The organism is Eggerthella guodeyinii (genome assembly GCF_009834925.2).
In the GTDB taxonomy this organism is placed as follows: Bacteria; Actinomycetota; Coriobacteriia; order Coriobacteriales; family Eggerthellaceae; genus Eggerthella; species Eggerthella guodeyinii.
In genome coordinates, this window is record NZ_CP063310.1 from 1,418,863 (window position 1) to 1,440,392 (window position 21,530).

Here is a 21,530-nt window from a genome sequence, read left to right on the forward strand (position 1 = left end):
AGTATAATATACGTTCGAGAATAAACAACCAGGAAAGGGGCTGCGCCGGGCGATGCTGTTCTTGTTGACGGGGGACGTGCAGATTGGCAAGACGCGCTGGCTCGGCGCGCTGGCGGACGAGCTGGCGGGCGAGGGCGTGGCCGTCGCGGGCGTGCTGGCCCCCGGCGTGTGGCGCGAGCGCGCGCCGCACGAGGCGTCGGGCGAGCGCGGGCTGGCGGGCGAGGGCCGCTTCGAGAAGCTCGGCATCGACAACGTGCTGCTGCCCGCGGGCGAGCGCGTCGCGTTCGCCCGGCGCCGCGACCTCGCGCTGGCGGAGGGGTCGTTCGACCCGACGAGCCAGAGCGCCGCCGCCCAGCTGGCCTGGGAGATCTCCGACGACGCCATCGCGCGGGTCAACGCCCACTTCGACGCCCTCGCGCGCGGGGATGCGCGCCGCACGCACCCCGAGAACCCCGAGAGCCCTGCGGATCCTGCGCGAATGTTTCACGTGAAACATTCGTTCGCGCAAACAGATGTTTCACGTGAAACATTCCGGGCGGGCGAGACGCGACCCGGGCTGCTCGTGGTGGACGAGCTGGGGCGGCTCGAGCTCATGCGCGACGGCGGCCTGACCGCGGCGACGGCGCTGCTGGAGCGGGGGCCCGCGTCGGGCTTCCCCCATGCGCTCGCGGTGGTGCGCGACTGGCTGTGCCCGTGCGCCGAGGAGCGCTTCGCCGCCGCCTGGGGCGGCGCGGAGGTGCTCGCCCCCGACGAGCGCGCCCGCGCCCTCGTGCGGGCGGCATGCGGCCTCTCGGCGTGAGAGTCGCGCGCCGCTCGTCGCCCGATCGCGCCGATCGCTTGCGTTCCTTAATGAGAATGATTATCATTATTAGCAGAGTAAACGAGAGCAGGGGAAAGGCCTACCATGATCGATCAAACCGCGTTCTTCAGTTTGAGCTACGGGCTCTACATCATCGGCGCGACGGACGGGGAACGCAAGGCCGCTTGCGTCGCCAATACGTTTCAGCAGGTCACGTCGTCGCCGCTGCAGGTGAGCGTGGCGCTGAACAAGGAGAACGCCACCACCGACGTCATCCTGGACTCCGGCCGCTTCACCGTGTCGTGCCTGGCGCAGGAGACGACGATGGAGCTCATCGGCACGTTCGGCTTCCATTCCAGCGCCGACACCGACAAGTTCGCCGCCTGCGAGACGGCCGTCGACGCGGCGGGCGTGCCCTACGTGGCCGAGCAGTGCGTCGCGCGCTTCTCGGTGCGCGTCACCCAGGCGGTGAACCTCGGCACGCACATCCTCTACATCGGCGAGGTGGAGGAGGCGGCGAAGGTGTGCGCGGGCGACCCGATGACGTACGCCTACTACCACCAGGTGAAAGGCGGGAAGACGCCGCCGAAGGCCTCGAGCTACCTGCCCGACGCGCCCGATGCGGCGCCCACGGCCGCGGCGGGCGCCGCAGGCGATGCGGAGGCTCCGAAGCCGAAGTACGCGTGGCGCTGCAAGGTGTGCGGCCATATCGAGTACGGCGACGAGCTGCCCGACGATTTCACCTGCCCCGTGTGCAGCGTGGGCCCCGACATGTTCGAGCGCATCGAGCTGTAGGACGCGCGAACGTCCCGAAGGGGCTGCCCCCTTCGGGACGTTTTACTTGTTCCAGGCGATGAAGGCCCAGGTGACCGTCCGGGGCTCGCGCAGGCGCAGGGGCTTCTCCGGAAGCCCCTTCTTGTCGGGCAGGCCCGCGCGCTCGTTGGCCACGAGGTTCTCCTCGAGCCACGTGCGCAGCCGGGCGATGGCCGCGGCACGCTCCTCGGCGCCGATGAACGCCGCGGTGGCGTCGTCCACCATGCGGGTGAACACGCCGAACGCGTCGTCGAGGGAGTCGAAGGTGTCCGTGCGCTCGCTGTCGATGTAGGCGACCTCGGGGCGCAGCCCCTCGTTCGCGAGGATGTTGAACGCGTAGAGATGGTCGCGGCCGAGCACGCTGGAGAGGCCGATGGCGTTGAGGATGCGCTCGTCGGTGCGCGGCGACGAGCCCGTGGCCAGCGTGACGCACGCGCGGCGGCGCGCCACGTCGGTGAGGCGCAGCAGCGAGTCGCGCAGGTCGGCCGTGGCCACCGAGCGCGAGGCCAGCGCCACGTCCACCATGCCGGGGCGCACGCCGTGGGCCGGCCAGTCGTCCGACCAGCTCATGCGCTTGGGGAACACGGTGCGGATGCCCTCGGCATCGAGGATGGCCTGCATCTGGTCGAGCATGCCCTGCGAGAAATCGGCCGCCACCACCTTCGTGCCGCGCTTGCCCAGCGGCACCGACAGCGCGCCCGTGCCGCAGCCCATGTCGAACACCGTCTCGCCCTCGCGGATGCCGGCGAGCTCGAGGAACCGTTCGACGTAGGGGTTCGGCGCGTCCTTCGTGGTGAACGTGGACGCGCGCTTGTCCCAGTAGGACGCGTCGTCGAACCGGCGTCGCGCCTGTTGGAGCTGCTTCCACTCGTCGTTCCAGTCGCGGGTGGTGAGCTGGGGGACGAAGGGCTGGGACGTGTTGTTTTCGGGCATGGCGCGCCTCTCGCTTCGCTGGTTGGGGGCTTCGGGTACTATACTAGCGAAAGAGAACGCCTCTGTGCGCGCGAACCGCCGAATTTATCTCGAAGCGAGGAGCATTCATCCCATGCAAGTTGAACTTCTGTACCACACGCCCGACCCCGAGCGCGCCATCGCCACGGCCGCGCGCCTGTGCTACGCGCCCGTCGGCGCGGCCGAGCTGATGGAGACCATGCCGGAGGAGCGCGTGAAAAGCGTGCTGTCCACCATCATGAGCGCAGGTCACACGTCCACGCTCGAGCATGCCAGCTACACGTTCGCGGTGGACGGCGTCTCGCGCGCGCTGACGCACCAGCTGGTGCGCCATCGCATCGCCAGCTTCAACCAGCAGAGCCAGCGCTACGTGAAGTTCACGGACGGCCTGGCCACGGTGAAGCCCGACAGCGTGAGAGCGAGCGAGGAGACGAACGCGGTGTTCGACGAGGCCATCGCCGCCGCCATCGAGGCGTACGAGAAGCTGCTGGCGGCCGGCATCCCCGCCGAGGACGCGCGCTACCTGCTGCCGAACGCGGCCGAGACGAAGATCGTCATCACGATGAACGTGCGCGAGCTGCTGCACTTCTTCTCCCTGCGCTGCTGCAACCGCGCGCAGTGGGAGATCCGCGACATGGCGCATCGCATGCTGGAGCTGGCCAAGCCCACGGCGCCGTTCATCTTCATGGACGCGGGCGCGCCCTGCATCCGCGGCAACTGCCCCGAGGGCAAGATGACCTGCGGGAACCCGTACCCGCGTGTGAAGAGGGACTAGCATGGGCGAGCAGAGGAGCGATCTGTCGCGCGCGTTCTCCGAAGACGGCGCGCTCAAGACGCACGTCGGCGGCCAGGCGCTCATCGAGGGCATCATGATGCGCGGCAAGTACAACTGGTCGGTGGCCGTGCGCGAGCCGGGCGGCGACATCTACGTGGAAGAGCACGACCTGGCCTCGGGCCGCAACAAGAACGGCTGGATGCACTGGCCGCTCGTGCGCGGCTGCCGCGCGCTCGTGGAGTCGCTCGTGCTGGGGTACAAGGCGCTCGAGATCGCCGCGCTGCACGCGTTCGCGGAAGAGGGGGAGGAGGGGCCTGCAAGCGATCGAGCTGCGGCTTCCCCTGCGGAGACTGACGAATCCGCAGCTTCCCCTGTTGCGCTCGCCGATGAGCTTGCTGGCGAGGCGACCCTTTCCGCGAGCGCAAGGAACGGAGGCGCGGACGCCTCCGGCTCCTCCTTCTCCTGGAAGGACGATTTCGGGCGGCCCGACACGATGATCGACGCGCTCGGGGCGCAGCGCACGCTCGAGGTGGTCGACGAGCCCGAGCTTCCGTCCGAGTCCGAACCCGAGCCTCAGCCCGCCAAGAAGTCCTTCATGGACGAGGAGGTGGAGTTCGGCAAGAAGGAGATGGCCGTCTCGATGGTGCTCGGCCTCGTGCTGGGCGTGGTGCTGTTCATCGTGGCGCCGGCGTTCATCACGAACCTCATCGTGGGCGAGTACGACCAGAACACCGTGCTGTGGAACATCGTGGACGGCCTCCTGCGCGTGGCCGTGTTCGTGTTCTACCTGTGGCTCATCGGCCGCATGCAGGAGATCAAGCGCATGTTCGGCTACCACGGCGCCGAGCACAAGACCATCCACTGCTACGAGCACGGCCTGCCGCTCACGGCCGCCAACGCGCGCAGTTTCCCGCGCCTGCACGTGCGTTGCGGCACGGCGTTCCTCATCATGGTCATGGTCATCGCCATCTTCGTGTACACCATCACGCCCATCAACGGGCTCATCGAGATGTGGGGCGTGCCCGACGGCGCGCCGAAGCTCGCGCTCGTCATCCTCGTGCGCATCCTGCTCATGCCCATCATCGCGGGCATCTCCTACGAGATCACCGTGAAGTGGGCGGGCGGCCACCCCGACAACCCGCTCGTGAAGGTGGTGCTGTGGCCGGGCATGCAGATGCAGTACCTCACCACGAACGAGCCCGACGACGGCCAGATCGAGTGCGCCATCGCCGCCATGCAGAAGGTGCTCGAGCGCGAGCAGGCCGAGGACGCGAAAGCCGCCGTCGGCGCCGACGCGCCCGCCTTCTCCGACGCGCCCGACCCGGATCCTTCTCCGTCCGTTTCGTAAGGGGAGGGGCGCTTCGAATGCGCGATCAAGCGATGGCGAAGCGCCCCTTGCCCGAGCGTTTGGCCTCGTACATGGCTTTGTCCGCGCAGTCGTACAGGTCGAGGTAGCCCTCATCGCCCTCCGTCGATCGGAAGGCGCCGACGCTCACGGTGAAGGGGCGCCCCTGGGCGATCGAGCTGGTGCGAACGCGCTCGACCAGCGTCTCGCAGAGTTGCTTGAGGGCCTCCTTGCTGAGGGGGCCCTTGAGGCACACGGCGAATTCGTCGCCGCCGAAACGGCTGATCGCGTCGTTTTCCCGAAATGCTTCTTCAAGCGTGCGCGCGAGCATGCAGAGCGCTTCGTCGCCCGCCTTGTGCCCGTACGTGTCGTTGATGTCCTTGAAGTCGTCTATGTCGATGACGACGAAACCGCCGATCTCCTTGCGCGCGGCCAATTCGTGCGCCCGTTCCCGCAATGCTCCAACGCCGAGCAGCCCCGTGAGGCCGTCCTGCTCGGCAATCGCTTCAAGCCGCTCTTTCTCCGCTCGGGTGGTGGCGAGTGCTTTCGAGCGGCTCCACACGTACAGCGCCGTCAACGCGACGACGATGATGACCAGGACGCCGCCGATGGCGATCTCCTTCGCGTACGCCTCGGCGAATTGAGCGACCGTTATTTGCTCATCCTGCAGGATCTCTCTGTAGACGCTGTCGCTGACGGTTCCGGCGGGCATCTCGCGGATGGCCTCGTTGAAAGCGCGCAGCAGCAGGGAGTCTGCGTCGGGGGAAAACGCAAAACAGAGATCGTTCGATACGTCGGCGTTCACCAGGGAGGTGACGTTGTTCAGGTTCCCGGTGTTGATGAGGTACGAGCTGGTAAAGCCTTCAGCGTAGGTGTAGTCGGCGTCGCCTGCGCTCACGGCTTTGATGCAGTCTTCTATCGTCTCGAAGATCAGGACGTTGTCGGCGGCGGCCTCTCTTCCCACGGCTCCCTTGGACACCGCGAGGCGCTGGCCGTCGAGGTCCGAGGCGTCGGCGCCGTCGCGCACGACGAGGCATTGGTAGGACGACAGGTACGGGGTGCTGAGCGAAAGGCGGTAGGTTCGGGCGAATTCGGCATCGCGCGCGATGCCGACGATCACGTCGAGGTCGTATTGCTTGATCGTGGCGCTCCAGTCATCCGGGCTTGGGATGGGGACGTACTCGATGGAGAGCCCCGTGTACGTCGCGATGAAGTCGAGCGCCGTTTTGGACGCGCCGGTGGGCTCGCCCGTGACGTCGTCGAAATCCTGGATGGGGGCCGCGCCCGCCAGGTAGCCGACGCGCACCGTGTCGGATTGCGCGACGAATGCGCGCAGGTCCTTCGAGAGACCCTGCGACTTCTGGGAGCTGTTGAAGTGCTTTTCGTACAGCTCGGTGCCGAACGTGGGATCGGACTTCTCGATCTGCACGATGGCTTCGTTGAGAGAGGAGACGATGTCTTGGTTTCCCTTGGTGGTTGCGAAGTAGAAGGGGTTGGGCGTGAGCGATGCCACGACGTGCATGCCTTTCTCGGGGCTTATATCCACCCCCGTGAGCACGTCGGCGCGTCCGGATAAGACGGCTTCGACCTGCTCGTCGGCGCTGCCGCATTCGACGTGCTCGAGTTCGATGCCGTTCATGTCGCAGAACGCCTGCACGGCGGCGGTGCTCTTCGTCGAGGATCCCAGGAAGGCCACGCGCAGCTTGCGTTGCTGATAGATGTTCACGTCGGTGATGTCGTAGTTGTCGTCGGAGGCGAGCAACGACGTGTGCGCGGTGCCGTAGGGATTGATGGCGTAATCGTAGAGTTGCGCGAGGGCGTCGCTGTAGCTCATGGCTCCCACGATGTCCACGTCGCCGGTTTCCAGCATGCCGAGGAACGTGACTAATTGGGTGTTGATGTCACCTTCGACATGCACGAATTCGTAATCCCAGCCGGTGAACTGAGCGATCTGTTCAAGATACTCGAAGGTGTAGCCGGAGTAGACGCCGTTTTCGTCGACTTCGGTCAGCCCCGGTTGGTCTGGCCAGGCGACGCGTACCGTGCGATGCTCTGAAGCGGGGGGGGGGGGGGGTCTGCTGTTCAGCGAAAGCGGGTTGCGCGGTCCCTGCCAGCAGACCGAAAGCGAACGCGAAGGCAAGCGCTATGGGAGCGAATCGTGCCGAAGCCTGTTTCATGGCACCTCCTGGCGGATCATCGTCTTGCGCGAACCTTCTGCGTGCCCCGATTCGAGAAGTATATACCAAACGTCGTCGCAAGCCGGCAGTGAGCCGATCCTCAAAATATGCTTGCCCCCCCCCCCCTCACTGTTATACTCATGCGGAACCGTTCCCGATTCGACTCAGAGAGGTGAGCCGATGGAATCTGCCCTATCCGCACGAGGACTGCGGAAATCGTTCAGGCTTTCCGCCAAGCAACGCAAGCTCGAGCGCACCGACGCGCGCGTGAAGACCGCGGTCGACGGCCTGTCGTTCGACGTGTACCGCGGCGAGATCTACGGGCTGCTCGGCCCCAACGGCGCCGGGAAGACCACGACGCTGCGCATGCTGGCCGCGCTCGTGAAGCCCGACGAGGGCGACGCGTTCGTGGAGGGCGCGTCCGTCGTGTCCGACGCCACGCGCGTGCGCAGCCTCATCGGCTTCCTCACGAGCGAGCTCAAGCTGGAGGACACCTTCTCGCCCGACTACCTGTTCGACTTCTTCTCCGAGCTGCACCACGTCGACGCCTCCGTGCGCGACGAGCGCAAACGCGCGCTGTTCGAGCGGTTCGGCATCGACCGCTTCGCCCAGACGAAGGTGGCCGACCTGTCCACCGGCATGAAGCAGAAGGCGTCGCTGGCCATCTCGCTCGTGCACGACCCGCGCGTCATCATCTTCGACGAGCCCACGAACGGCCTCGACGTGCTCACGGCCAAGACCGTGACCGACTTCCTGCTGGAGCTGGCCGCCGAGGGCAAGACGGTGCTCCTGTCCACGCATATATTCAGCCTCGTGGAGAAGGTGTGCGACCGCGTGGGCATCGTCATCGACGGGCGCATGGTGGCCTCGGGCACGCTGCCGGAGGTGGCGGGCGATCGCTCGCTCGAGGACGCGTTCTTCGACCTGTACGCGGAGACGGTGGGTGAGGCCTCGTGAAAAGCAGCGCCCTCACCATCGCGCGCAAGGAACTGGCGCGCTTCTTCAGCAACAAGGCCTCGGCGTTCGTGTCCATCGCGCTGCCGGGCCTGCTGATCTTCTTCATGTGGACGTTCATGGGCGACGCCATGGGCGGCATGTTCAACCCCGACGACGGCAAGCGGCCCGTGGTGGCCGTGGTGAACGAGCCGGCCAGCATCGAGGCGCTCGCCTCTGCCGCGGGCATCGACGCGGTGCCCGAGAGCGCGCTGCCCGATGCCGACGAGATGCGCGAGCGCATCGAGCAGGGCGACGTGAAGGCCTTCGCCGTGTTCCCCGACGGCTTCGATGCCGACGTGGCGGCGTACGACCCCGCGTCGGGCGCGCCGGCGCCGCAGGTGGAGATCTACTTCAACTCCACCGACCCCGATTCCAGCCAGGCGTACTCGTCGTTCGCCGGGATGCTGGACGCCTACGAGTCGTCGCTGTCGAACCGCTTCGACGTCAACGCGGGCGAGGGCGGCTACGACGTGGCCCAGGAGCGCGACATCGCCGGCACGCTCGTCGTGTCCATCGTGCCGCTCCTGCTGCTCATCCTCGTGTTCACGAGCGTCATGTCCATCGCGGCCGAGTCGGTGGCGGGCGAGAAGGAGCGCGGCACGATGGCGACGCTGCTGGCCACGCCCATCAACCGGCGCGACATCGCGCTGGGCAAGGTGCTGGCCATCACCGTCATCGGCCTGCTCATCGCCGCGTCGAGTGCGCTCGGCATCTTCGCGGGGCTGCCCAGCATCATGCAGGGGGCCGTGGACATGAACGTGTACGGCCCGGCTGACTACCTGCTGCTGGCGCTCGTCATCCTGTCGACGACGCTCCTCATCGTCATGCTGATCACCGTGGTGTCCACGCTGGCCAAGTCGGTGAAGGAGGCCACGATGTTCCTGACGCCGCTCATGATCGTGGTCATGCTCGTGGGCATCCTCGGCATGTTCGGCGACGCGAAGACGGAGATCGCCTACTACCTCGTCCCGCTGTACAACTCGGTGCAGTGCATGATCGGCATCTTCTCGTTCGACTTCCAGCCGATCAACGTGGTGGCCTGCGTGGCCAGCAACCTCGTGTACACCGCCGTGGGCGTGGCGGTGCTGCAGCGCATGTTCGACAGCGAGCGCCTCATGTTCGCCCGCTAGGCCCTTCGCGCGCCCCGCCCGCCGTCGCGCGACAGGCGGGGCGCGCTGCCGGTTTCGCGCTGAAAGCGACCGATTTCGCTATCGTCAAAGTCTCGTAACCTCCCTGTCATCTGGGAAGATGCCGTGCATGCTAGACTGATCGGTGCATTCCAACATCGATCAGTCGACCGCGGCGCCCCTTGTAGATCGCGGCCTAGAACCATACGGGAGGCGTCAAGCGTGGCTCAAGCTATCACGGTAACGGACATTCGGAAGAACTTCGGCGCGGTCGAGGCGCTCAAAGGCGTGTCGCTCGACGTGGCCGAGGGCGAGAAGGTCGTCGTCATCGGGCCGTCCGGCTCGGGCAAGAGCGTGCTCATCCGCTGCATCAACGGCCTGGAGGTGCCCGACTCGGGCACCGTGGTTGTCGAGGGCATGAACCTGTCCGACCGCAAAGTGAACTCCCGTGCGCTCGCCCGCGACGTGGCCATGGTGTTCCAGAGCTACAACCTCTACCCGCACAAGACCGTGCTGGAGAACGTGACGCTCGCTCCCATCAAGGTGCTGAAGGTGCCGCGCGAGCAAGCCGAGCGCGACGGCCGCGCCTACCTCGAGCGCGTGGGGCTCGTCGACAAGATGGACAAGTACCCCGACCAGCTCTCCGGCGGCCAGCAGCAGCGCGTGGCCATCGCCCGCGCCCTCAACATGCACCCCAAGATCATGCTGCTCGACGAGCCCACGAGCGCGCTCGACCCCGAGATGGTGCAGGAGGTGCTCGACGTCATCAAGTCGCTGGCCGAGACGAACATGACCATCGTCATGGTCACCCACGAGATGGGCCTGGCGCGCGAGGCGGCCGACAAGGTCGTGTTCATGGAGAACGGCCTCGTGGTGGACCAGGGCACGCCGCACTACCTGTTCGACGAAACCGACAACGCTCGCGTCAAGAGCTTCCTGTCGAAGATCTTGTAGGCGCGCCATGATCACGAGAAGGACATTCATCCGCACGTCGGCGCTGGCCGCGGCGACGCTCGCGCTCGGCGGGGCGGCGGGCGGCCTCGCCGGCTGCGCGGCAGACCCCAACGTGCTGCGCGTGGGCACGAAGATCGACGTGCCCGGCTTCGGCTTCCAGAACCCCGAGACGGGCAACATCGAGGGCATGGAAGTGGACATCGCGCGCGAGCTGGCGAAGCGCATCAAGGGCAGCCCCGATGCGCTCAAGGTGACCGGCGTGAACGTCACCACGCGCGGCGCGATGCTCGACAACGGCACGCTCGACGCGACGCTGGCCACGTTCACCATCACCGAGGCGCGCAAGAAGAGCTACAACTTCTCGCGCCCGTACTACACCGACCACATCGGCGTGCTCGTGAAGAAGTCGTCGGGCATCGTCGACCTGGCGGGCCTGGACGGCAAGACCGTGGGCGTGGCGCTGTCGGCCACGACGCGCGACAAGCTGACCGCCGCCGGCGACGAGATCGGCATCCACATGAACTTCGCCGAGTACTCGACGTATCCCGAGATCAAGATCGCGCTGGTCACCGGCCGCGTCGACGCGTTCTCGGTGGACCGCTCCATCCTGAACGGTTACGTGGACAACTCCACCATGCTGCTGGACGCGCAGTTCGCGCCCCAGGAGTACGGCGTGGCCACGAAGAAGTCGAACACCGAGCTGGCCGACCAGGTGGACGCCGCCATCGCCGGCATGCAGGACGACGGCACGCTGGCCGCGCTCCAGCAGCGGTGGGGGCTCTCGACCGAGACGCCCGCCGGCGAGGACGAGGGAGGCGCGTCGCATGCTTGATATCTTCGCGCCCTACAAATGGGAGGCGCTGTTCGAGCGCTGGCCCGACATCCTGGCCGCGTTCGGCACCACGGTGGGCATCTCGGTGCTGGCGCTGGTCATCGCGCTGGCGCTGGGCATCGTGTTCGGCGTGCTGTCGGTGTCGCGCATCCCCGTGCTGCGCGGCATCACCCGCGTGTACGTCGAGGTGGTGCAGAACGTGCCCCTGCTGCTGCAGGTGTTCGTGTTCTACGCCATCTTCCCGCTGCTGGGCCTGTCGCTGGCCGCGTTCTGGATCGGCGTGCTGGCCATCGGCATCTACCACGGCGGCTACATCTCCGAGGTGGTGCGCTCCGGCATCGGCTCCATCCACCGCGGGCAGTTCGAGGCGGCGAAGAGCCAGGGCTTCTCGTACTGGCAGTCGATGTTCGTGATCATATTGCCCCAGGCCATCCGCATCATCATGCCGCCGCTTGCCGTGCAGGCCGCCAACTTGGTGAAGAACACGTCGGTGCTCGCGCTCATTGCGGGCGGCGAGCTCATGTACTTCTCGAACTCGTTCGCCGGCGCGACGAGCTACTACGGCCCCGTGTACGTGGTGGCGGCGCTGCTGTACTTCGTCATCTGCTTCCCGCTGTCGCGCCTGGCGCTGTACCTCGAGCGCCGCACCCGCGCCCACAAGCACGTGTCCACGGGCGACGCCACCGAGGCGCTGGCCGAGGACACGATGGAGGTCACGCCGGGCACGCACGACATCACCGGCCGCGCGGCGGCCGACGCGATGGCCGGCGGCGTGCAGACCATGTACGGCACGGTGGACATCGCGCCGGCGCGCGTGGCGCCCTCGCCGCGCCACCCGCTGCACGCGCTGGCCGAGGACGCGCTCGAGCCGGGCGTGGCGCCGGAGAACCCGTACGACCAGACCTTCACCGGCAACCAGGCCGCCGAGATCGCCGACGAGATCGGGCGCGAGATCGCCCAGGAGATCGCCGACGAGTACGGCGACGAGGAGCGGGCCGCGCGCGCCATGCGCACGAAGTCGGGGCGCGTGAAGGCGCACCGGCGCCTCGAGCGCCGCGTCGCCGCGCGCCGCGGCGTGGAGGGCGATCACGATCAGATGGGCGCCGCCGTGCCCACGACGCCCGACGCCGCCGCCGAAGGCGCGCGCGACGGGCAGGCGCGCCGCCGTTCTCCCGAGGCCGACGAGGCGCTGGCCTCGCGGGCCGAGACGGTGACGAGCGACCGTATCACGAGCGACGTCAGGCGTCGCGTTGACGAAAGCGTGCAGGCGCAGGCCGCGCGCGACCAGGTCCGCGACCGCGCGGAGCTGGGAGAGGAGGCTTTCTTGGATAACGATTACCTGCCGGGCGAGCTGGAGCAGCCCGATGAGCGCATCGCCCAGGTGCGCGCACCGCACGACGAGGCCGATTTCGACGCCGAGGCCGAGAGCGCCGCAGGGCGCGAGGGCCGTCGCGAGCGTCGCGAAGAGCATCGGGAAGAACGCCGCGAGCGCCGCGAGGCGCGCGAGCGGGCCGACGAGACCGGCGGCCCCCAGACCGTGCAGCCTGACGACGTGCGCCTCGACGAGGAGGCGGACGCGGCGCTCGAGGACGCCGAGGAGGCGGCCGAGACCGACGAGCGCTCCATGGACGTGGAGCGCGCCGAGCTCGCCGACGGCGAAGAGGCCGCCACGACCGACGAAGGGGGAAAGGAGCGCTGATGAGCGACATCGCCGCCCTGTTCACGTGGGTCAACATGCGCTTCCTGCTGCAGGGGCTCGGCATGACGCTGCTCATCTCCGCCCTGGCCATCCTCTGCTCGGTGGTGCTCGGCACCGTCATCTCGGTCATGCGCACGTCGAACGCCCGCGTGCTGCGGGGCATCGCCACCGTGTACATCGAGATATTCAAGAACACGCCGCTGCTGCTGTGGATCATGTTCACGTTCTTCGTGGCGCAGCTGCCGCCCATCGGCGCGGCCGTGCTGGCGTTCACGCTGTTCACCAGCGCGAGCGTGGCCGAGATCGTGCGCGGCGGCCTGGCCAGCGTGCCGCACGGCCAGTACGAGGCCGCCAAGTCGCAGGGGTTCTCCGCGGTGCAGACCTACGCGGTGATCATCCTGCCGCAGGCGCTGCGCAACATGGTGCCCGCGCTGCTGTCGCAGTTCGTGACCACCATCAAGGACACGAGCTACCTGTGGGGCGCCATGGCGCTGCAGGAGCTCATGGGCCGCGGCATGATCCTCATGAACAGCTACAACTCCACGACGCAGATATTCGCCATTTTCGGCATCATGGCCCTCATCTACTTCATCGTGTGCTTCACACTGTCTCAGATCGTGCGCGCCTACCAGCGTAGGTTGAAGGAAGCCCGCACCGCGTAGGCGCCATCCCGGGCGGAGCGCCGCGGGCGCGGATAGCGGAGGCGGGCCGATCTGCGGAAAAATCGGGTTTTTGGCAGTATGGAAAACGAGTTTCTCACGGAGGCGGTGAGACGACCAGGCATTTTGCCGACGGCTTAACGATCGGGTGTTTTCTCGCGGAGTTCAAAACGTGAAAACACTGCCAAAAATCCGATTTTGCCGCAGACGGATCCCTGAAAAAGCGCGCGAAACGGAACCCGAGTCGCGCAGCGAGCCGTTCGGTCCCGCGCCGCTTGCCTTGGTCGCCGCCGCTATTGCACGTAGGCGAGGTAGGGCAGGTAGTTCTGCGCGCTTTCGGGCACGGCGAGCGTGACCGTTTGGCCGTAGGCTTCGATGGAAATGTAGCCCGGATCGTCGTAGGTGGTGATGGTGCCGTCCACGCCGGCGGCGCTGCCGTCGATGGTGCCGGTGGCCGTGGCGGAGGAGGGCAGCGAGGCTGCCTGCCACTCGTCGATGCTGAGCTCGTCGATGGCCTGATCCACCTGGCTCTCGCTGAGGCCCGTTGCGGCGGCGATGTTGGCCTTGTTGTCCTCGAGGGCGCTCTTCGCCTTGTCCTTGAGGCCGGTGGCGTCGATGGCGGCGTTCGTGGCGGCCGCCTTCGCGTCGTTGACGAGGTCGCTCACGGGACCCGCGTCGGTGCCCGAGAGGGCGAACACGCCCACGATGCCGACGATGACGAGGGCGATCAGCCCGAGGAACACGCCCAGAACTCGTTTCATGGCATACCTCCCGTTTGTCGGCCCGACGGGCCGTGCGTTCGGCGGGACGCCGCCGCTGCTCCGTTCATGGTGCGACGAGGTTTCAGCGGTGCGGCGATTCGGCGGCTCATCCCGTGCGTCCAAGGGTACCCGAGTTGCGGCCGCTTCACAAAACACCCCCAGCATCTTCAACGCACGGTGACGAAATCCCCATCCTATTTCCGGAAGTGCGCATGCGACGCGTGCGCGACGAGCGCGCCGCCGCCCTGCCGCGCTGCGTGGGATCGGCGTTGGATTCGCGCGCATCCGGCGTCGAATGCGCGTGCGATCCGCGGGTGCGGCGCGGTGAAGGCGCGTGGGAAGCGCGTGGGAACCGCGCTGGATCGAGAAGACTTTCCATGGTGATCTGCACCATCTGCGCGTAAGACGGCGTCGCTATCATAGAAAGGGCGGAGTTGCGTTGACGATATAACATAAATGTTATATACTCGGATTGCTTGGAGAAGGGGACTATGGACTTCCAGGTGGTGTTCTATCGTAAGGCGGACGGTTCGGAGCCGGTTCGGGAATTCATGGATGCGCTCAGGCCGAAACTGCGATCGAAGATGGTCGGCGATTTGACAAAGCTTGAGCAACGCAATATCGAGCTGCGCGAACCCTACGCCAAGCATGTGGGAAAGGGCCTTTTCGAGTTGAGGATCGGACACCCGAACGACATCGTTCGGGTGTTCTACTTCTTCTATGAAGGGCGTAGGATCATCGTGACGAACGGCTTTATCAAGAAGACGAATAAAACGCCGCGGTTGGAGCTCGGACGCGCGCGGAGGTATAAACGGGATTGGGAAGAGAGGCGGCCTTTATGACCACGCTCAGCGAATACCATGCGGAACAGATGAAAGACCCGGAATATGCCGCCGAGTACGAGCGCTTGCAGCCGTATTACGACGTCGTCGACGCCATCATCGCGGCGCGGGCCGCAGAGGACCTCACCCAGCGCGAGCTGGCGCAGCGGTGCGGCATGAAGCAGAGCGCGTTCGCGCGCCTGGAGTCCGGCAACGCGAACCCCACGATCGAAACGCTTCAGCGCGTGGCCGAAGGCCTCGGCAAGAAGCTCAGGATCAGCTTCGTCTGACGCGGCGGATGCGGCGCGGTCGCCTTGGTGGGGCTTGCTCGTTCGAGGTGCGAACGCCCGACCGGGGAGGGGCCGGCCGGGCGTTCGCGCATCTCTAGCCCACGTAGGCGCTTGCGGAATCGGCGGCGATGTAGCCCCAGGTTGCGGCGTTGCCCAGACCGCAGCCGCCCTGTCCGCCGGCCGAGCTTTGACGCATGCCGATGGCCTCGCCGCCGGCATAGAGGCCCGGAATCGGCTGCTCGCTTGCGTCCAGCACGTTCGCGTCTGCGTTCACGCGGATGCCGCCCGTGCATTGCAGCTGATAGGGGACGGTCTTGAGGGCGTACAACGCGCCTTCGAGCTTCTGCAGCCCCGTGCGTCCGAAATCGGCATCGTTTCCCGCGTCGCAGTATCCGTTGTACGTTTCGATCGTTTGCGCGAACGCGGCCTCGTCTATTCCCGCCGCCCTCGCCAGCTCGACCGCCGAGTCGGCCTTCCAGGCCACTTTGCCTTCGTCCACGAGGCTGTCCAGCAGCTCGGCGCTTTGCCACGGCGTGAGCTCGCCTTCCAGGTAGCTCGTGAGCACGATGGGCCGCAATCCGTCAATGCGCTGCGCGTCGGAGAACACCACGTAGCCGACGTTGTCGCTCGCCTTGCCCCATGCGCCCTTCGCCAAGAGGGGCACGTCCTCGTTGGCCATGCGGGTGCCTTCCAAGCCCACCCAAATGGCGCCGGGAAATTTGAGGTTCGCTTGGTATCGCATCTCGAACCCCGCGTTGGGGATGCCGCCCGCGTACGGCGCGTAGATGGAAGGAGGCAGCATGCAGGCTCCAGCGTTTTCGGCGAGTTCCCAACCGTGTCCCGACGCGGTGGACGGCGAGCAGGTGCCGCAATTCGCGTACGGCATCATGTCCTGGTTGTGGCTGTAGCCGCCCGTCCCCATGATGACGGCCTTGAACGGAAACTCCTTCACCGTGCCGTCGGCGTAGGTGATCTCAAGGCCGCTTACGGCACCGTCGTCCTTGAGGATGTTCGTGGCTCGCGCTTCCAGAACGACGGAGGCGTTGCCTTCTCGGATGCCGCTCTGGATCAGCTCGATGAGGGCCATGTCCATCGATCCGCCGCCGTTGTTCACGCCGTATATGCGGGGCTGATCGGGCGGGGTGTACAGGCCGTAGCCGCCCTTGCGCTCGCCGAAATCCACGTTGACGTACGTGTCGAGCCAGTCCATGAGGGGTCCGGATGTTTCGGCGTACGTGCGGGTGATCTCGGGATAGGGGACGATAGCCGGATCTTCGCTGCCTTGCGTGAGGAACGCGTAGAACTGGTCTGCCGAGTCCTCGATTCCCTCCGCGCGCTCCATGATGGTGTCGGCTCCCGTGATCCATCCGTCCGAAACGCAGGATGATCCGCCCAGGTGAGCCGTTTCCTCGAACAAGGCGACCCGCTTGCCGTTCTGCAGCGCTCGCACGGCGGCAACGAGGCCGGTAAGCCCCCCGCCCACGACGGCGATATCGGCTTCGATGGGCTCCTCCGCTTTGATGCCGTCGTCCTTGCCGGTTTTGGCCAAGTCCTTTTCGCTCAGTCCCGCCTGCGACAACGCGTTGCCGATGGCCTCCTTGAGCCCGAAGCTCGTGATGGTGGCGCCGGTGACGGCGTCGATGTCGAGCGATTGGTTTCGCACGACCAGCTGAGGGATGCGCGAAAGGGCCGAGTTCGCGATCATCGGCGTTTCGTGCTGCTTGATGACCTCCACGGACGCGATGACGTTGTCGGCAATGCCCACCTTCACCATGATGTCGCCCATGCGTCCCGCGCCGGAACCCGTGTACGTTCTCACGTCCGCGGGGGAGCTCTCGGCAGAGGCGGCGCTCGTCGCGCCGGGCGCGCATCCGGCGAATCCGAGCGCCGAGGCGGCGCCGACGGCTACGGCTCCCGTCAGAAATCCTCGACGCGTCAGGCTTCCCGTCCGAGCGGTTTCAACAGTGGTTTCCATGAATCCTCCTTGGTTTCGTTTCTGCTTCTTGCGGTGGGATCCGACGCTTTCGACGCTTTGCCTCCCGCTCGATTGCCGGGACGGCGTGCGTGGCACGGTGCGTCCCCTCTGCGTCGGCTCCGCCCCTGTTATAATCGGCAGCAACAGTGCTCGCCATCGCTGCGTCGTGGTGAAATCGAGGGGGCAGCGTGACGGCGCGCCCTCGCCACAACCTGGTGATGGCCCCTGTTGACCTGGTGCGACGTAAGGAATCATGCATGATGAAGCTGGGATCCGACAGCATCGGCGCTTTGGTGAGAGCCTACGGCAGGGGCCCGTTCGGGCTGTCGTTCTTCATGGCTTGGATTTACGGTGCGTTCTATTCTTCCATGGTATGGGGCGGTTTGAACGGCGTGCTCGATGCCGAGTATCCGTGGATCGCGTCGATGCTGCTGTCCGGGTTGCTGGGCATTGCGGGTTGCTTGGCGTTCGGCCTGCGTCCTCCGCGCGCACTCCGGTCGCGTTCGTGGGCGGCTCCCACGGCGGCGCTGCTTTGCGGGGCGGGCAGCTTGCTGGTGGCCTGGTGCTCGCGAGCGGGCCAGGTAGAGCCTCTCGTCGTCGTGCTGTGCGTCGTGCCCGTCGCCGCGGGCTTCTCTCTGCTGACCGTCGTGTGGGGGAGTCGCATTGCCGACGAGGACGACGCGATGATCGAATTTTCAGTTCCCATGTCGTTCATCGTCGCGCGCGTGCTGTTCGCGTTGCTGGTCGTGCTGCCGCCCGATGCCGCGCTTGCCCTGCTGGTGCTGCTGCCGCTGGCTTCGACGGTGTTCCTGCGCCGCCCGTCCGGGGAATGCCCGGAATCGGCGGTGTCGCCGTCTCGCTTCCGTGCTTTGAGCGCGCGTGCGTGCGACCAGCCTTTGCTGCGTGTGCGCGGGGTCGTCGCGGCCACGGCGGTGCTGCTGGTTTTTCGCATCGGATACGGTGTGGTGCGCGTGGTCGCCGATGGGCCGGCAACCCAAGGGGCCTGGTACTTCCTGTCGGCGCTTTTGGTGCCTACGGTGGTGTTCGGGGTGTTCGTGGTGCTCGCGCTGACGTCGGCGCGTTGCTTGAGCTCGTCGCTGGTGACGCGTTGGATGCTGCCGGTTCTGCTGCTCGCGTTCGCCCTCGTCCCGGTGGATGGGGGGATCGGGCACCAGGGGGCCATTATGGCGAACTCCGTGGCATCGACCATCTTGCAGGCCTTTTTCTGGTTGCTCCTCGCGAAGGCGGCGCATCGGCGTTCCGGGAGCGGGCCGTTTTTCTTCTCGTGTTACTTGGTGGGGCTGGGGATCGGCATGGCGGTGGGGGAAGGGCTCGGGTTGGCGCTGGTCGCCTCGGTTGGGAATTCGGAGCTATGGCTTTCGTTGCCGTTCGTGGCGTGCATCCTCGTAGCATGCGTCATGGCGCTTGAAGAGCGAGCGAGGCGCTTCGGAACGGAAGGCGAGCCGCTCTCGCCGCCGATGGCGTTCCCGTCGATTTCGACCGACGAGGACGCGCCCGATCTGATCGATGCCGCGTTGCGCGAGCAGGCGCACCGAATGGCCGGGGCGTACAAGCTCTCCCCGCGCGAAGAGGAGATAGTGGCGCATCTGCTGGCGGGCCGAAATCGCCCGTACATTCGCGACGCGTTGTTCATCTCGCTCAACACGGTGAACACGCACATCAAAAACGCCTTCGCGAAAATGGACGTCCATTCGCAGCAAGAGCTGCTCGATGTCGCGCGTGCCGAGTTTCCCATCAGGTTGTCCTCGTAGGCGGTTCGCGGGGCTTTGCGCCATCGCGGGCGGGCGACCGTCGGGCTCCGCTCGATCGCTCGCCGTCGCCATACGGTTTCTTCAATTTTTCGCCCTCTGCGCGCGAAATCGTGTATGCTAACACCTGCTGCGCCCGGACGGCGCGGCGCACGCGCGCTTGACGGCGCGCCCATCCCCGCACACGTTAATAAATAGGTGGGGCAACCGTGTGAATGACAGGCTGCGGGAGGCGGCCGGAACAGAACAGGAGGGAACCGCGTGAAGCTGGTGGTAACCGAGAAGAACGACGCGGCTCAGAAGATCGCCGATTTGCTCGGCGTCAAGAAACCCAAGGCGGACAAGGTGTACTCGACGCCGGTGTACCGCTTCGACGTCGACGGGGAGGAATGGGTGACCATCGGCCTGCGCGGCCACATCCTGGAACCCGATTTCGCGCCGACGATGGTGTACAAGAAGCGCGGCGGCTGGCAAGGCGTCACCGAGGAGGGAGAGACGCTCCCGGCGGAGCTGCCCGCGACGCTGCCGAAGCCCCCGTTCAAAAAGAAGAAGCCCTTCACCGAGGACGGCGTGGAGCTGAAAACCTGGAAGATGGACGCGCTGCCGTACCTCGTGTACGCGCCCATCAACAAGCTGCCCAAGGAGAAGGAGATCATCCGCTCGTTGAAGAACCTCGCGAAGAAGGCCGACTCGGTCATCATCGCGACCGACTTCGACCGCGAGGGCGAGCTCATCGGCTCCGACGCGCTCAGCTGCATCCAGGAAGTGAACCCCACGGCTCCCGTGACGCGCGCCCGCTACTCGGCGTTCACGAAAGAGGAGATCACGCACGCGTTCGACAACCTCGTCGAGCTCGACACGAACCTCGCTTCCGCCGGCGCCTCGCGCCAGGACATCGACCTCATCTGGGGTGCGGTGCTCACGCGCTACCTGACGCTCGTGAAGTTCGCCGGCTACGGCAACGTGCGCTCGTCGGGCCGCGTGCAAACGCCCACGCTCGCCCTCATCGTGGCGCGCGAGCGCGAGCGCCTCGCGTTCATCCCCGAGGACTACTGGGTGATCCGCGGCGCGTTCGGCACCGACCCCGACGCGTTCGAGGCCCCGCACGCCACCGCGCGCTTCAAGGCCGAGGCCGAGGCGCAGGCCGTCATGGCCCACGTCGAAGGCGCGACGAGCGCCACGGTGTCGTCCGTCGAGAAGAAGAAGCGCACGGTGCAGCCGCCCGCGCCGTTCAACACCACGTCGCTCATGGCGGCGGCGTCGGCCGAGGGCCTGAGCCCCGCGCGCACCATGCGCATCGCCGAGAGCCTGTACATGGACGGCTACATCTCCTACCCCCGCGTGGACAACACCGTGTACCCGAGCTCGCTCGACCTCGCGGACACGGTGAAGGCCATCTCCGGCAATCCCGCCTACGCCCCGTACTGCAAGGAGCTGCTGGAGAAGGGCAAGCTGACGGCCACGCGCGGCAAGAAGGAGACGACGGACCACCCGCCCATCTACCCGACCGCCAAGGCCACGCCCGACGACCTGGCGCCCGCCGACTACAAGCTGTACAACCTCATCGCGCGACGCTTCCTGGCGACGCTGTCCGAGGCGGCCGTCATCGAGGGTACGAAGGTCACCCTCGACGTGAACGCCGAGCCGTTCGTGGCGAAGGGCGACGTGCTGGTGAAGCCGGGTTACCGCGCCATCTACCCCTACGGCCTCAAGAAGGACGAGCAGCTGCCCGCGCTGTCCGAGGGCGAGACGATCGCGTTCGGCGGCGCCACCTGCACGAAGAAGCAGACCGAGCCGCCCGCGCGCTACAGCCAGGGCAAGCTCATCCAGGAGATGGAGAAGCTGGGCCTCGGCACGAAGTCCACGCGCCACTCCATCATCGAGCGCTTGTACGCGGTGAAGTACTGCGTGAACGACCCCATCGAGCCCAGCCAGCTGGGCATGGCCGTGTGCGACGCCCTCGACAAGTTCGCGCCGCACATCACGCATCCCGAGATGACGGCCGAGCTCGAAGAGGAAATGGACAACATCGCCGAGGGCCAGAAGACGAAGACCGACGTGGTGAACACGAGCCGCAACCTCCTGTCCGAGCAGCTGGCCAGCCTGCTGCCGCATTCCGAGGAGGTCAAGGAGGCCCTCGCCGACGCCGTGGCCGCCGACGCCTACGTGGGCCCGTGCCCGAAGTGCGGCAAGGACCTGCAGCTGCGCGCCTCGCAGAAGACGCGCAGCATGTTCATCGGCTGCTCCGGCTGGCCCGACTGCGACGTGACCTACCCGCTGCCGAAGGGCAAGGTGGAGGCAGTCCCCGAGCCGTGCCCCACGTGCGGCATGCCCCAGGTGAAGGTGACCGCGTTCCGATCCAAGCCGCGCACCATCTGCATCGACCCGCACTGCGCCACGAACAAGGAGCCCGACGTGGTGGTGGGCGAGTGCCCGGCGTGCAAGGAGAAGGGCATCGCGGCGAAGCTGATCGCGCAGAAGAACCCGCGCACGCTCAAGCGCTTCATCCGCTGCGAGAACTACGACGACTGCGGCACGGGCTATCCGCTGCCCCAGTACGGCGCGCTCACGGCCACCGAGGAGGTGTGCGAGCACTGCGGCGCGCCTATGGTGATCGTCACCACGGCGCGCGGCCCCTGGAAGCTCTGCCCGAACTTCGACTGCCCCGGCAAGGAGCAGAAGGAGGACGCGAAGGACGCCAAGGGAGCTGCGGCGAAGAAGCCCGCGGCGAAGAAGGCGCCGGCCAAGAAAGCCCCCGCGAAGAAGTAACGCGGTCGAAAAACGACA

Annotated in this window: 18 protein-coding genes; 14 read left to right on the forward strand and 4 right to left on the reverse strand. The window is 66.5% G+C overall.

What is annotated here, in order from left to right:
* The first annotated feature begins 52 nt into the window (after positions 1 to 52).
* Together GS424_RS05740 and GS424_RS05745 are read left to right on the forward strand one after the other, a co-directional pair.
* Positions 53 to 799 (forward strand): P-loop NTPase family protein, encoded by a 747-nt coding sequence (locus GS424_RS05740; RefSeq protein WP_160943035.1) that lies wholly within the window; start codon positions 53 to 55, stop codon positions 797 to 799.
* A 105-nt stretch (positions 800 to 904) separates the two neighbouring features.
* Positions 905 to 1,594 carry a flavin reductase gene (locus tag GS424_RS05745; protein ID WP_160943034.1) on the forward strand — a complete coding sequence of 230 codons (690 nt, stop codon included), beginning with the start codon at positions 905 to 907 and terminating at the stop codon, positions 1,592 to 1,594.
* A 42-nt stretch (positions 1,595 to 1,636) separates the two neighbouring features.
* On the opposite strand, the gene GS424_RS05750 is transcribed toward GS424_RS05745, so the two are convergent.
* On the reverse strand, positions 1,637 to 2,545 hold the full coding sequence (locus GS424_RS05750; RefSeq protein ID WP_160943033.1) for a class I SAM-dependent methyltransferase: 909 nt from the start codon (positions 2,543 to 2,545) through the stop codon (positions 1,637 to 1,639).
* Positions 2,546 to 2,657: 112 nt separating this feature from the next.
* Here GS424_RS05750 and thyX point away from each other — a divergent pair, with 112 nt between their 5' ends.
* Both thyX and GS424_RS05760 read left to right on the forward strand, forming a co-directional pair.
* The gene (gene thyX / locus GS424_RS05755) at positions 2,658 to 3,338 is read left to right on the forward strand and encodes an FAD-dependent thymidylate synthase (protein WP_154334154.1); all 681 of its coding nucleotides are present in this window, start codon (positions 2,658 to 2,660) and stop codon (positions 3,336 to 3,338) included.
* 1 nt (position 3,339) lies between these two features.
* Positions 3,340 to 4,686, forward strand: a complete 1,347-nt coding sequence (locus tag GS424_RS05760; RefSeq protein ID WP_160943032.1) for a DUF1385 domain-containing protein — start codon at positions 3,340 to 3,342, stop codon at positions 4,684 to 4,686.
* A gap of 25 nt (positions 4,687 to 4,711) precedes the next feature.
* Here the strand turns inward: GS424_RS05760 and GS424_RS05765 are convergent, their stop codons facing one another.
* Positions 4,712 to 6,823 (reverse strand): transporter substrate-binding domain-containing diguanylate cyclase, encoded by a 2,112-nt coding sequence (locus GS424_RS05765; RefSeq protein ID WP_193666552.1) that lies wholly within the window; start codon positions 6,821 to 6,823, stop codon positions 4,712 to 4,714.
* Between the two features lie 217 nt (positions 6,824 to 7,040).
* Between GS424_RS05765 and GS424_RS05770 the strand changes: the two genes are divergently transcribed.
* From GS424_RS05770 to GS424_RS05795, 6 genes are all read left to right on the forward strand, one after another.
* Positions 7,041 to 7,817 (forward strand): ABC transporter ATP-binding protein, encoded by a 777-nt coding sequence (locus GS424_RS05770; protein ID WP_160943030.1) that lies wholly within the window; start codon positions 7,041 to 7,043, stop codon positions 7,815 to 7,817.
* A complete protein-coding gene (locus tag GS424_RS05775; RefSeq protein ID WP_160943027.1) occupies positions 7,814 to 8,986 on the forward strand; it encodes an ABC transporter permease in 1,173 nt (390 codons plus the stop codon). The genes GS424_RS05770 and GS424_RS05775 overlap by 4 nt, the downstream gene beginning before the upstream one ends.
* Positions 8,987 to 9,205: 219 nt before the next feature.
* On the forward strand, positions 9,206 to 9,937 hold the full coding sequence (locus GS424_RS05780; RefSeq protein WP_160943026.1) for an amino acid ABC transporter ATP-binding protein: 732 nt from the start codon (positions 9,206 to 9,208) through the stop codon (positions 9,935 to 9,937).
* A gap of 7 nt (positions 9,938 to 9,944) precedes the next feature.
* Positions 9,945 to 10,769, forward strand: a complete 825-nt coding sequence (locus tag GS424_RS05785; RefSeq protein WP_160943025.1) for a transporter substrate-binding domain-containing protein — start codon at positions 9,945 to 9,947, stop codon at positions 10,767 to 10,769.
* Positions 10,762 to 12,468, forward strand: coding sequence for an ABC transporter permease subunit (locus GS424_RS05790; protein WP_160943024.1), 1,707 nt, complete (start codon positions 10,762 to 10,764; stop codon positions 12,466 to 12,468). Before GS424_RS05785 ends, GS424_RS05790 begins: the two co-directional genes overlap by 8 nt.
* Positions 12,468 to 13,130, forward strand: coding sequence for an amino acid ABC transporter permease (locus tag GS424_RS05795; protein WP_160943023.1), 663 nt, complete (start codon positions 12,468 to 12,470; stop codon positions 13,128 to 13,130). The genes GS424_RS05790 and GS424_RS05795 overlap by 1 nt, the downstream gene beginning before the upstream one ends.
* A 290-nt stretch (positions 13,131 to 13,420) precedes the next feature.
* On the opposite strand, the gene GS424_RS05800 is transcribed toward GS424_RS05795, so the two are convergent.
* The gene (locus tag GS424_RS05800; RefSeq protein ID WP_160943022.1) at positions 13,421 to 13,888 is read right to left on the reverse strand and encodes a hypothetical protein; all 468 of its coding nucleotides are present in this window, start codon (positions 13,886 to 13,888) and stop codon (positions 13,421 to 13,423) included.
* 491 nt (positions 13,889 to 14,379) lie between these two features.
* Between GS424_RS05800 and GS424_RS05805 the strand changes: the two genes are divergently transcribed.
* A complete protein-coding gene (locus tag GS424_RS05805; RefSeq protein WP_160943021.1) occupies positions 14,380 to 14,730 on the forward strand; it encodes a type II toxin-antitoxin system RelE/ParE family toxin in 351 nt (116 codons plus the stop codon).
* A complete protein-coding gene (locus GS424_RS05810; RefSeq protein ID WP_160943020.1) occupies positions 14,727 to 14,999 on the forward strand; it encodes a helix-turn-helix domain-containing protein in 273 nt (90 codons plus the stop codon). Before GS424_RS05805 ends, GS424_RS05810 begins: the two co-directional genes overlap by 4 nt.
* A 94-nt stretch (positions 15,000 to 15,093) precedes the next feature.
* Here GS424_RS05810 and GS424_RS05815 read toward each other — a convergent pair whose 3' ends face one another.
* Positions 15,094 to 16,974 (reverse strand): FAD-dependent oxidoreductase, encoded by a 1,881-nt coding sequence (locus GS424_RS05815; RefSeq protein WP_160943019.1) that lies wholly within the window; start codon positions 16,972 to 16,974, stop codon positions 15,094 to 15,096.
* A 392-nt stretch (positions 16,975 to 17,366) separates the two neighbouring features.
* Here GS424_RS05815 and GS424_RS05820 point away from each other — a divergent pair, with 392 nt between their 5' ends.
* A complete protein-coding gene (locus GS424_RS05820) occupies positions 17,367 to 18,746 on the forward strand; it encodes a response regulator transcription factor (protein WP_244977722.1) in 1,380 nt (459 codons plus the stop codon).
* A gap of 258 nt (positions 18,747 to 19,004) precedes the next feature.
* A complete protein-coding gene (locus GS424_RS05825) occupies positions 19,005 to 21,512 on the forward strand; it encodes a DNA topoisomerase I (protein ID WP_160943017.1) in 2,508 nt (835 codons plus the stop codon).
* The last annotated feature ends 18 nt before the right edge of the window (positions 21,513 to 21,530 follow it).